Below are 12,252 nucleotides of genomic sequence, written 5' to 3'. Positions count from 1 at the left end.
TGGCACCCTAGCCGAGAGAAAAAGCCCATGACCGCATCCGATCGCACCTCCCAAACCGCCAAGCGCGAGCGCATCATCCAGGAAATGGCCGACGACCTCGACGAAGAGCTGGAGATGGAGCTCGATGACACGCGGCTCGACGAGCTCCTGGACGAGACCGACCTGCTGGGCCCCACGGTCGACCGCAGGCTCTATTTCCGGGAGTTGCTCCGGCTCCAGGGCGAGTTGGTCAAGCTCCAGGACTGGGTCCAGAGCGAGCGCAAGAAGGTCGTGGTGCTGTTCGAGGGCCGCGACTCCGCCGGCAAGGGCGGCGTGATCAAGCGCATCACCCAGCGCCTCAATCCCCGCATCTGCCGCGTCGCGGCGCTGCCGGCGCCGAGCGAGCGCGAGCGCACGCAATGGTACTTCCAGCGCTACGTGTCGCACCTGCCGGCCGGCGGCGAGATCGTGCTGTTCGACCGCAGCTGGTACAACCGCGCCGGAGTCGAGCGCGTGATGGGCTTCTGCTCGGAGGAGGAGTACCAGGAGTTCTTCAAGTCGGTGCCTGAGTTCGAGCGGATGCTGATCCGCTCCGGCATCATCCTGGTCAAATACTGGTTCTCGATCACCGACGACGAGCAGCAGTTCCGCTTCACCATGCGCATCAAGGATCCCCTAAAGCAGTGGAAGCTGAGCCCGATGGACGTCGAGGCCCGCAGCCGCTGGGAGGCGTACACCAAGGCCAAGGAGACGATGCTGGAGTACACTCACCTGCCGGATTCGCCTTGGTGGATCGTCGATGCCGTCGACAAGAAGCGCGCCCGGCTCAACTGCATCGCGCATCTGCTCAGCCAGATCCCCTACCAGGAGGTGTCGCGCGCGCCCGTGGTGCTGCCGCCGCGCGTCCGCAACCCCGACTATCAGCGTGGTCCGGTTCCGCCGGAGATGTACGTGCCGGCGAAGTACTGAGGGAGGTCTCGTAGTTTTGTAGGGTGGGCAAAGCGCAGCGTGCCCACCCTACCAGACCGTCATCTCCACGGCTGCACGATGATCTTGGTGTGCGCTTCTGGGTTGGCAAGATCGGCAAAGGCCTTGGCGACGCCGTCGATACCGACCTCCGCGGTGACCATCGCAGCCGCATCCACCTGCCCTTCCGCGATCAGCCGTAGCGACGCCGCGAACTCCTCCGGCGTATAGCCGAGCACGTATTGGACGTTGAGCTCTTTCATGATGCCGAGCATGGGCTCGTTTCTGTCGCTCTCCATGCAGACGCCGACCACCACGATCCTCGCATCGCGCGGGGCGCCCTCGAACACCTGCTGCAGCAGGCCGGGCACGCCGACGCATTCGAAGATGATGGCGGGCTTGAGCGCCGGCAGCATGGCTTGGAACGGCGGCCGCGCCGCTTTCTCCGCGTCCGACATCTGTGCGTGCTCGGCCCAGGTCGCATAGGGCTGCGAAACCTTGGGATCGACGACGATGTCGGCGCCGAGCTTGGCCGCGAGCGCGCGCCGTGCCGGCGAATAGTCAGCAGCGACGATCGGATGCAGACCCCTAAGCTTCAGCGCCGCAATCACCGCAAGCCCGACCGGACCGCAGCCGATCACGAGCGGCACCTCGCCACCGCGAATGTTGGCCTTGGCTACAGCGTGAACACCGACCGCGAGCGGCTCAGTCAACGCGGCATGTTCGGGCGCGAGACCGTTAGGCACTTCGAGCAGCAGCGCTTCGCTGAGCAGCATCGCCTCGGCATAGCCGCCGATATTGTCGTTGGAATAGCCGATGCCCTCGATACCCCCAGGCGTCACCAGCGCCGGCAGCGAGCAGACGCGCGTGCCCGGCTTGAGCTTGCGGGTGGTACCGGCTCCGTAGTCGACGATCTCGCAGCAGAACTCGTGGCCGAACACGACGTCGCGGCTGAGATCCATCGGCTTGCGCCCGGTCTTCCGCGCCATCTCCACCATCCGTCGAGCATGCTGGCGCGCATGCAGATCGGAGCCGCAGATGCCGCAGGCGAGCGTCCTGACCAGCACCTGGCCGGGACCCGGCGTCGGCTCGGCCATCTGTCCAACGACAATCTCACCGTTCCTGAAAATCGCAGCGCGCATCCGGCTCCTCCCCTATCGTTGGAACCGTTGATAGCACAAAGCGGAACGCGCGGACTTGCGTCAGGGGTTCGGAGAACGCTCTTCCAGCACCAGCAACTGGGCCCTACGGACCCGCTCGCGATGGGCGATGTAGAGGCCGCTGGCGACGATGAAGGCGGCGCCGACGATGGTCCAGAGATCAGGCACCTCACCGAAGATGAAGAAACCCAAAATGCTGACCCAGAGCAGTTGCGTGTAGGAGAACGGCGCCAGTACCGAGGCATCGCCGTAGCGATAGGCCAGCACGATGATCCACTGGCCGACGGTGGAAGCGACGCCGATCACGATGCCGAGCCCGATCGCGGTCCAGCTCGGTGTGACCCAGACGAACGGCACCATCAGCGAGAGGATCGCAACGCCCGTCAGCGCGGAATAGGCCATGGTGGTGAGCACGGCCTCACGACCGCTCATCATGCGCGTCAGGATCAGCGCGGCAGCCCAGCAGAACGCCGAGATGATCGGGAAGAACGCGGCGGCATGAAACGCGCTCGAGCCCGGCCGCAGGATGATCAGCACGCCCGTCAGGCCGATCGCCGTCGCGATCCAGCGGCGCATGCCCACCTTCTCGCTCAGGAAGATGATCGACAGCGCGGTGACGAACAGCGGCGAGACGAAGCCGGTGGCCGAGGCTTCCGCAATGGGGAGGAAACGCAGGCCGGTGATGAAGAACAACGAGGAGCCGAGCAGCGCGGCGCCGCGCATCAATTGCAGGCCGAGACGCTCGGTGCGCATCGCATGCAGCGGCGAGCCCGGCAGCATCACCGGCGTGAACATCAGCGCGAAGGTGACGAAGCGGATCCAGGTGATCTCGATCGACGGCAGGCTGGTCGAGAGATATTTTGCGGTGACGTCTGAGGTTCCGAGAAACACCGTCGACAACAGCACAAGCGCGATGCCCTTGAAGGGATGATCGACGCGCGCAGGCGCACGGCGAACTTCCTGCTTCTTCTCCGGCACAGGCATGGGAATACTGTCGAGCCTTGCGGCTGCAGCGGGGGGCGGTGTCACGGCTGGAACCCGGGAAATTGCGAATCGAGAACACTTGTAAAAAACGACAAATGCGCCGCGTTCACAACTTCCGAAAACAGGATGCCGATATGCGCGAGCCGCCGCGCGCGTCAATGCTCCATTAATAATAGGCGTTTGTGCATTACAGCATGGGCAGGCTGCGCGGCTTCGGCCCGCGCGGAAACGCCTCATCTAGCGCAGAAATCTCCTCTTTCGTCAGCACGAGATCGCCGGCCGCCGCGTTCTCGGCGGCATGTTCCGCCGACGACGCTTTCGGGATCGCGAACACCGTAGTCGCACGGGTGAGGAAGCTCAGCGCGACCTGGCGCGGCGTCGCACGACGCGCCTCCGCAATCTTCGCCAGCACGGCGCCGCCTTTGCTGCGCGCATCCGGGAAATCGTCATGACCAAACGGCGAATAGGCGACCACGGCGACGCCATGCTTCTCGCACCAAGGGATCACCGCGTGCTCGATCGCGCGCTCCTTCAGATGATAGAGCACCTGATTACAGGCGATGCGGCCCTCACCCGCGACCTCGAAAATCTCGTCGAGATCGTCGGCGTCGAAATTGGAAACGCCCCAGGATTTGATCTTGCCTGATGTCATCAGGTCTTCGAACGCAGCGACCGTGTCTTCCAGCGGATAGGAACCGCGCCAGTGCAGGAGATAGCAATCGAGACGGTCGGTCTTCAGCCGCTTCAGCGAGCGCTCGCAGGCGGTGATGGTTCCGCGGCGCGAGGCATTGCTCGGCAACACCTTGGAGACGAGGAACACCTCTTCGCGTCGGCCAGCGATGGCATCGGCAATGACGAGCTCCGCATCGCCATACATCTCGGCGGTATCGATGTGCGTCATGCCGAGATCGAGCCCCCGCTGAAGCGCGGCCATCGCGCGCTTGCGGTCGCCGTGGTCGAGATACCAAGTGCCCTGCCCGATAACGGAGACGTTGGCACCGGCCTTGCCGAAGGGATTTGTGTTCATGTTGGAGCTCACAGTCCGCTGATATCCGCGACCAGCACGCTGCCGGTCGACGACTCCGTGATATAGAGGCGATCCTTGCTCGCGCCACCGATCGCGACATTGGTGCAGTTCGGCCCTGCGCATGACCTGATCCGCGCGATCAGTTCACCGTTTGGGGCGAACACGAAGACGTGGCCGAGCGAGGCGTGGCCGACGAACAGGCGGCCTTTGGCATCCATGGTCATGCCATCAGGGCCGCTGGTGCCGAACAGCGAGCAGAAGCGCCCGACCTTCGACACGCTGCCATCCTTCATGAACGGTAGCCGCCACACCGCATTGTCGCGCGTCATGGCGACGAACAGGACGGTCTCGGTCGGGTCGAGCACGAGGCCGTTCGGACTGATACCGGTGTCGATGAGGCAGTCGAGCCGGCCATTCGATGCCAGCCGATAGACCCGGCCACTCGGATCGTGCAACCCGGTCTGGCCTTGATCGGTGAAATAGATGTCGCCGTTGGAGGCGAGATGCAGATCGTTGCAGCCGCGAAACGATTCCGAATTGCGCGCGGTCAGGACCGGCTTGACGCGGCTGGCCTTGGCATCGAGCTCCATGATGCCATGCATGTAGTCGGCGACCAGAACGCGGCCGTCGGATGCGATCTTCAGCCCGTTCGGCCAGCCCTCGTATTCGAGTACGAGCGACCACTCGCCATCGGGCGCGATGCGGAAGATGCGGCCGAAGGGAATATCGACGATGTAGAGATGGCTGTCCTTGTCGAAGGACGGCCCCTCGATGAAGCTGTCTGTGGCGATGCCCGGCCGGTTGGCCTCGGCCCAATCCGTCCGCACGCCCTTGCGGCGGAACTTGTCGGGCATCGCGGAGAAGAGCCTGGTCTCAATCAGGCGCGGCGGCGTTTCCAGGTACATCATTGTTGTTGTGGTTGTTGGCTGGCGGGATGCGCGGCAGCATAGGGCACAATCGAGGGCGCGTCGATTGGCGGCGGGCATGGCGCCTGACACTCACTGTCATTCCCCGCGAAGGCGGGGAATCCAGTACGCCGCGGCCTCTCGGTTCAATCACAGCCGTCTCGGCGTACTGGATCGCCCGGTCGAGCCGGGCGATGACGGCGGAGTATACGGCGGCGACCGAGAACGTCGCGCCTACCCCACCGCGCTCGCGACTTTCGCCTGCTTCACCGGTACTTCCGTCGTCGCAATCAGCCGCTTCAGCTCGGGGATGCAGGAGCCGCAATTGGTGCCGGCCTTGAGCTTGGCGCCGATCTCGGCCGCCGTGCGCGCGCCAGCGGCGATGCTGTCGCAGATGGTGCCGCGGCCGACGCCGAAGCAGGCGCAGACGATCGGCCCGGTCGAGGCTGTCCCCTCGGTCGACTTGCCCGACAGCAGCAAGCGGCGCTGATCGTCGGTGACGTGATCGGCCGCAAAGGCACTTCTGACCACCTCCCAATCGCCGGCGTCGTGCCCGGGGCCGACGAACAGGCAGGCCTCGATGCGATCGCCGGCAAACGAAGCCGCGCGATAGATGCCGCCGCCGAAATCGCGATATTCGGCGACGTCCTCGCCGGCGACGCCGCCGAGCCAGGCCGGCCAGCGCGACAGATCGGCGTTGTCGGCGAACAGATAACCGAAGCCCCCCGCCACCGTGACGCGAGCCCACAATAGGTTCGGCGGCAGATCGAGCTGCCTGCGCGACAGTGCGAAACCGCGGAAGACGTATTCGTAAGGTGCAATCGCAGCCGGCGTCGCCTTGGACTCGGGCTGGCCCGAGAACGGATCAGTGAACGACTGCACCAGCGACCCGACGCGGCCATGAGAGCTATTCATCGCGCTCCAGTGGATCGGGACGAAAAGCGCGCCGCGCTGCTGGCGGTCGCTGACCAGGGCCTTCAGGATGCAATGGCCGTAATCGGTCGTGATGCGGGCGTAGCCGTCGTGGACGATGCCGTATTTGCTGGCGTCATCGGGGTGAATCTCGACGAAGGGCTCGGGCAGGTGCGCGCCCAGCCGCTGGCTGAGGCCGGTGCGCGTCATGGTGTGCCACTGGTCGCGGATGCGTCCGGTGTTGAGTCTGAGTGGACGCGAGGCACCGGTCTCGCTGCGCAGCGACGGCACCTCCGGGGCGACGAAGCGTCCCTTGCCGTCATTGGTGAAGAAGCCGCCCTTCGCAAAGAAACGCTCGCCGGGCGCCTCGCCTTCGCGCACCGGCCACTGCACTGGCTTCAAGGCATCGAAGCCTTCGTCCGACAACTCGGTCAGCGCGCCGATGTCGAAATCGCGACTGCCCTCGTTCTCGAAGGCCGAGAGCGCGGCGTGCTCACGAAAGATATCGGCGGCGGATTTGTAATTGAAGCTGTCGCCGAAGCCGAGACGTTTGGCGGTCTCGCTCAGGATCCACCAATCGGGGCGGGCCTCGCCCGGCGCCGGCAGGAACGAACGCTGGCGCGAGATGCGGCGCTCAGAATTGGTCACCGTGCCCGACTTCTCGCCCCAGGCGAGAGCCGGCAGCAGCACATGCGGTCCGGCCTCGACCGTGTCGTTGGAGAGCACGTTCTCGGAGACCACGAACAGTTCGAGTTTCTTCAGCGCTTCGCGCACGAAATCGGCATCGGGCAGCGACACCGCCGGGTTGGTGCCCATCACCCAGAGCGCCTTGACCTCGCCGCGGTTGATGGCCTCGAACAGCTGCACCGCCTTCAACCCTTCATGGGTGGCGATGTGCGGCGCCTTCCAGAACCGCCTGACGCGATCGATGTCGGGCGGCGTGAAGCCCATGTGGGCTGCCAGCATATTGGCGAGGCCGCCGACCTCGCGCCCGCCCATCGCGTTGGGCTGACCGGTGAGCGAGAACGGCGAGGCGCCCGGCTTGCCGATGCGCCCGGTGGCGAGATGGCAATTCAGGATCGCGTTGACCTTGTCGGTGCCCTGAGCCGACTGGTTGACGCCCTGCGAGTAGAGGGTGACGACGCGCTCAGTGTCCCGGAACATCTTGAAGAAGGTGGCGACATCCTGCTCGGAGAGGCCCGTGGCGAGCGCGGTCGCGGTGACGCTGCCGGCGATGTTGCGCGCGCGCGCCAGCGCGTCATCAAAACCGGACGTGTTGTTCGCGATATAATCCCGGTCCAACGCACCATCGTCGGCGAGATGGACGAACAGGCCGGAAAACAGCGCGGTATCCGTGCCGGGCTTGAGCCCCAGGAACAGATCGACGTCATCAGCGGTGTCCGTGCGGCGCGGATCGATCACGATCATGCGCGCGCCGCGCTCCCCACGGTTCTTCAGCATGCGCTGGAACAGCACCGGATGGCACCAAGCCGCGTTCGAGCCGACGAAGACGAGCAAATCGGCCTGATCGAGATCCTCGTAGCAGCCGGGCACCGTGTCGGCGCCGAAGGCGCGGCGATGGCCGGCGACCGATGACGACATGCAGAGCCGCGAATTGGTATCGACATTCGCCGTGCCGACAAAGCCCTTCATCAGCTTGTTGGCGACGTAATAGTCCTCGGTCAGCAGCTGGCCGGAGAGATAGAACGCGACCGCGTCGGCGCCGTCGCGGGCCACGATGTGCTGCATGCGATGGGCGACGTGGTCGAGCGCATCGCTCCAGGCCACGCGCTCCAGCACGCCCTTGCAACGGATCATCGGGTAGAGCAGACGGCCTTCCAGCCCGACGGTCTCACCGAGCGCGGAGCCCTTGGAGCACAGCCGGCCGAAATTGGCGGGATGATCAGGGTCACCGGCGATCGCCGCGCCACCCTTGCCGTCGGGCGTCGCCAACACACCGCAGCCGACGCCGCAATAGGGACAGGTCGTCTTGGTGGCACGAAGCGTGGGGTCGATCGCCGTCATATCAGGCTGCTTTCGAAGGAAGCGCGAGCGCGCGGCCGAACATCATGTCGGTGCGGATGGCCGCCACCTTGTCGCGATTGCGGATCAGCTCGAGGTACCAGAGCGCATCGGCGGTATCGCCGATCAGCACGGCGCCGGTGAGCCGTCCGTCGGCGATCACGAGCTTCTTGTAGGTGCCGCGCCTGCGATCGGTCAGCACGAGGCTCTCGCTGCCCTCCCCGCCCATGAAGTCGCCCGCCGAGAACACGCTGACGCCGGAGACCTTCAGATTGGTCGAGACCACGCTGCCCTGATAGGAAGCAGGACGTCCGGCGAGATGCCGCGCCAGCATCCGCGCCTGCTCATAGGCGGGCTCGACCAGGCCATAGCAGGTGCCGCGATGCTCGGCGCATTCGCCGAGTGCGAAGATGTCGGGCGAGGACGTCTGCATGACGTCGTTGACGACGATGCCGCGATTGACCGCGATCCCCGCCTCTTTCGCCAGCGCCGCGCTCGGCTTGATGCCCGCCGCGAAGATCACGGCGTCGGCCTCGATGCGGCTGCCGTCGGCAAGCTCGACGGCTTCGACATGACCATCGCCATGGATGCGTGCGGTCGAGGCGTTGAGCAGGATGCGGATGCCTTTGCGCTCGACCAGCGTCTTGAGCAGATCGGCGGCCGACCCATCGAGCTGACGCTCCATCAGCCGGTCCATGAGGTGCAGCAGCGTCACCGGCGCGCCGGCCTTGGCGAGGCCGTAGGCTGCTTCAAGTCCGAGCAGCCCGCCGCCGACGACGACGACGCGCTTCTTCGCTGCAGCCAGCGTCAGCAACAGGTCGACATCGCGGGTGTCGCGAAAGGTGTGCACGCCGACGAGATCGGCGCCGGGCACGTTCAGCCGCAGCGGCGTCGACCCCGTGGCGAGCACGAGCTTGGAATATTCCATGCTCTCTTCGCCTTCGATCTTCAGCTCGCGGCGGCCGACATCGATTTCGGTGACGCGATAGCCGTAGCGCACCGTGACGCCGCGATGGCGCCACCAATCGGCCGGCCGGAGCTCGATCTCGTGCGAGCCGGTCTCGCCGGCCAGCACGGATGAGAGCAGCACGCGGTTGTAAGCGAGCCGCGGTTCCTCACCGATCACGGCGACCGCGTAGCGGCCGAGTGCGGTCTTGGCGAGCTCGTCGACCAGACGCGCGGCCGCCATACCGTTACCGACGATGACCAGCGGTTCACTCACGAGGCATCTCCTATTCAGCGGCCTGCGCTTGCGCGCCGTAGGCCTCGGACATCATGTAGCCGGACAGCACGCCATAGACGTCTGTCCACGCCCTCGCGAGTTCAGGCGTCCAGTCTTCACCGAGCCCCTTCTCCAGCGTCCAAAGCAGGGCCGCGCCGACCACGGGATAGTGCTCGGCCTTGGCACCATAGGCGACGTGGCGCTTGGCGAGCGTAGAGGCCGCCGGAAGAATCGAGTCGAGGTTCGACAGGCCACCGACGACGGCGGCGAGCATGCCCATCAGCTTCTTCCGCTGCTCGGTCATGTCCTCGGGAAACATTGCGCGCACGGACGGCGCCAACTCGAACAGACGATTGTAGAACAGCACCGCGGCCTGCTCCGATATCGGTGCGACCTTGGCAAAGCTCTGCTGGACGAGGGTGATCTGTTCGGACGTCATGATGTTATCCTGTCTGTTTCGGTTTGCCTTGGTGCGCGCCGTTGCGAACAAGGTTCATGGGTCAAACGTCATCAGAGAGTCTTCTCCCCGCGTACGGGGAGAAGCGAGATTCATACCAAGTATCAGACTCGCGCTCCGGCAAGGCTTGAGGCGCCTTCGCCCTGCGGGCTGCGACGCAGATAGAACCACCAGGTCAGTGCGAGGCAGGTGGCGTAGAAGGCGAGATAGATCACGAGCGCGAGCTGCGGCCCGCCGGTCAGGGCAATCGACTTGCCGAAACCGGTCGGGATCAGATAGCCACCGACGGCGCCGATAGCTCCGATGAAGCCGACCGCTGCACCGCTCTCGATGCTCGCCGTCTTGAGCGCCACCGCGCGCGCCGCATCGCCCTTGCCGCGCACCTTGAACAGGTTCTCCTCGCGGAAGATCGAGGGGATCATGCGATAGGTCGAGCCGTTGCCGATGCCCGTCGTCACGAACAGGATCAGGAACATCGACAGGAAGCCGATGAAATCCTTCTGCCCGACGAAGTAGAGCACGCCGACCGTCGCGCCCGCCATCACGATGAAATTCCAGAAGGTAATGATCGAGCCGCCGATCCTGTCGGCGAGCCAGCCGCCGAGCGGACGCGACAGCGAGCCGACCAGCGGCCCCAGGAACGCGATCGCAATCGTGACTTGCGGGAACTGCGTCTTGATCAGCAGCGGGAACGCGGCGGAGTAGCCGATGAAGGATCCGAACGTGCCGATATAGAGATACGCCATGATCCAGGTGTGCTTGCGCTTGACGATCGCGAGCTGATTCTTCACCGACGATTTCGCCGTGGTGAGATTGTTCATGAAGAACACCGCACCGAACACCGCGATCGCGATCGGCAGCACCCACATCAGGCCGGCATTCTGCAGGAAGATACCGTCGACGGGCGTTGCCTGGAACAGGTTGAACACGGCGAGCGTCATCAGGATCGGGGTCAGGAGCTGCACGCTGGAGACACCGATATTGCCGCCGGCGGCGTTCAGGCCGAGCGCCCATCCCTTCATCCGGTCAGGGAAGAAGAAGGAGATGTTGGTCATGCTGGAGGCGAAGTTGCCGCCGCCCAGACCCGCGGTCGAAGCGATCAGCAGCATCAGCCAGAACGGCGTGTCGGGCTGGCTCACGAAATAGGCAAGCGACAACGTCGGAATGAACAGGATCGCCGCACTGAAGATGGTCCAGTTGCGGCCGCCGAACGTCGTCACGGCGAACGTATAGGGAAAGCGCATCAACGCGCCGATCAGCCCGGGCACCGCGACGAGCTGGAACAGCTGGTCGGTGGTGTAGTGGAAGCCCGCCTGCGGCAGCTTGGTGGTGACGATGCTCCAGATCAGCCAGACCGAGAAGCCGATATGCTCGGCCACGATCGACCAGATCAGGTTGCGTCGCGCGATAGTCTTGCCAGTCGCATTCCAGAACGCCTCATCTTCGGGGCGCCAGTCTGAAATCCAAGTAGGATTCTTCGTCATTGAGTATCCCTTCTAGGCTCACCGCTGCGTCGTTGCAGGCTTTGCCTCCGGCTACGGAGGCACGCTCCGAGGCCAAGCCCCAGTGGCGAGTTCACGATGCTGATTGATGATTTGAGGGACGTCGTCGTTGGCGTCGCGCAAGGCATTTCAATTTCCGTGCCAATTGCGCGCACGCTGGAAATACAGGGATTTCAGGATGTTATTCGCATTGCCCGAATTGTTCGCAGGGCTTTTTCGCACGCTAAATTTGCGATTCGCTCAATCCTTGTGCGCCGCACAAGGATTGAGCTTGATGTTGATTATTTAGGCGCGGATGTTTCGCGCATTGACCTTTGGTTTACGCGGCCTCAACGAAGCGATGACGCTCGTAGAGGAATTCGAGCACGCGCTGTCGGCACTTGAGATAGGTGGCGCTGGTCGCGAGATCGAGCCGCTTGCGCGGCCGCGCCAGCGGCACCTCCAGCACCTCGCCGATGCGCGCGCTCGGTCCGTTCGTCATCATCACGATGCGGTCGGACAACAGCACGGCCTCGTCGACATCGTGGGTAATCATCAAAATGGTGTTGCCGAGCTTCTGATGCAGCGCCATCACCGAATCCTGCAGATGCGCGCGGGTCAGCGCGTCGAGCGCACCGAATGGCTCGTCGAGCAGCAGCACCTTCGGCTCCATGGCCAGCGCCCGGGCAATGCCGACGCGCTGCTTCATGCCGCCGGAGATCTCCGAGGGCCGCTTGTCCCTGGCATGGGCCATCTGCACGAGGTTGAGATTGTGCATCACCCAGGCGTCCCGCTCGGCGCGGGACTTGGTCTTGGCAAAGACCTTGTCGACGCCGAGCCTGACGTTCTCGTAGACGGTGAGCCACGGCAACAGGCTGTGGTTCTGGAACACCACGGCGCGGTCGGGCCCCGGCGAGTTGACCTCGCGGTTTTCCAGCAGCACGCCGCCGGTGGTGGCGTTTGTCAGGCCTGCGATGATGTTGAGCAGGGTCGACTTGCCGCAACCGGAATGGCCGATGATCGAGACGTATTCGCCCTTCTCGATCGTCAGGTTGATCTCCTTGAGCACCTCGGTGGTCGCGGCGCCGCGGGTAAAGACCTTGTCGATATGGTCGAGCTTCAGATAGGCGGTCATGT

At 64.4% G+C, this 12,252-nt stretch carries 10 protein-coding genes; 1 reads left to right on the top strand and 9 read right to left on the bottom strand.

Annotated features, from left to right (window positions below; translation table 11 throughout):
- Nucleotides 1-27 precede the first annotated feature (27 nt).
- Complete coding sequence (ppk2, locus tag IVB26_RS13410; RefSeq protein WP_247972087.1) at nucleotides 28-948, top strand: polyphosphate kinase 2; 921 nt, start codon at nucleotides 28-30, stop codon at nucleotides 946-948.
- Between the two features lie 59 nt (nucleotides 949-1,007).
- Here ppk2 and IVB26_RS13405 read toward each other — a convergent pair whose 3' ends face one another.
- The 9 genes from IVB26_RS13405 to IVB26_RS13365 all read right to left on the bottom strand — a co-directional run bounded on the left by IVB26_RS13405 (nucleotide 1,008) and on the right by IVB26_RS13365 (nucleotide 12,250).
- Nucleotides 1,008-2,087, bottom strand: a complete 1,080-nt coding sequence (locus tag IVB26_RS13405) for a zinc-binding dehydrogenase (RefSeq protein ID WP_247972086.1) — start codon at nucleotides 2,085-2,087, stop codon at nucleotides 1,008-1,010.
- Nucleotides 2,088-2,147: 60 nt separating this feature from the next.
- Entirely contained in the window at nucleotides 2,148-3,089 is a 942-nt protein-coding gene (locus IVB26_RS13400; RefSeq protein WP_247973153.1) for a DMT family transporter, read from the bottom strand.
- A 187-nt stretch (nucleotides 3,090-3,276) separates the two neighbouring features.
- The gene (locus IVB26_RS13395; protein WP_247972085.1) at nucleotides 3,277-4,116 is read right to left on the bottom strand and encodes an aldo/keto reductase; all 840 of its coding nucleotides are present in this window, start codon (nucleotides 4,114-4,116) and stop codon (nucleotides 3,277-3,279) included.
- A gap of 8 nt (nucleotides 4,117-4,124) precedes the next feature.
- Nucleotides 4,125-5,021 (bottom strand): SMP-30/gluconolactonase/LRE family protein, encoded by an 897-nt coding sequence (locus tag IVB26_RS13390; RefSeq protein ID WP_247973152.1) that lies wholly within the window; start codon nucleotides 5,019-5,021, stop codon nucleotides 4,125-4,127.
- Nucleotides 5,022-5,255: 234 nt separating this feature from the next.
- Entirely contained in the window at nucleotides 5,256-7,958 is a 2,703-nt protein-coding gene (locus IVB26_RS13385) for a nitrate reductase (RefSeq protein WP_247972084.1), read from the bottom strand.
- Nucleotide 7,959: 1 nt separating this feature from the next.
- A complete protein-coding gene (locus IVB26_RS13380; protein WP_247972083.1) occupies nucleotides 7,960-9,177 on the bottom strand; it encodes an NAD(P)/FAD-dependent oxidoreductase in 1,218 nt (405 codons plus the stop codon).
- Between the two features lie 10 nt (nucleotides 9,178-9,187).
- Nucleotides 9,188-9,616 carry a globin family protein gene (locus tag IVB26_RS13375; RefSeq protein WP_247972082.1) on the bottom strand — a complete coding sequence of 143 codons (429 nt, stop codon included), beginning with the start codon at nucleotides 9,614-9,616 and terminating at the stop codon, nucleotides 9,188-9,190.
- A gap of 122 nt (nucleotides 9,617-9,738) precedes the next feature.
- The gene (locus IVB26_RS13370; RefSeq protein ID WP_247972081.1) at nucleotides 9,739-11,118 is read right to left on the bottom strand and encodes an MFS transporter; all 1,380 of its coding nucleotides are present in this window, start codon (nucleotides 11,116-11,118) and stop codon (nucleotides 9,739-9,741) included.
- 337 nt (nucleotides 11,119-11,455) lie between these two features.
- Nucleotides 11,456-12,250: an ABC transporter ATP-binding protein gene (locus IVB26_RS13365; protein ID WP_247972080.1), complete on the bottom strand. Its 795-nt coding sequence runs from the start codon at nucleotides 12,248-12,250 to the stop codon at nucleotides 11,456-11,458.
- Nucleotides 12,251-12,252 lie beyond the last annotated feature (2 nt).

It is taken from the genome of Bradyrhizobium sp. 195 (assembly GCF_023101665.1).
GTDB lineage: Bacteria > Pseudomonadota > Alphaproteobacteria > Rhizobiales > Xanthobacteraceae > Bradyrhizobium.
The sequence above is the reverse complement of the archived record's forward strand: the minus strand, read 5'-3'. Positions and strand labels throughout refer to the sequence as shown.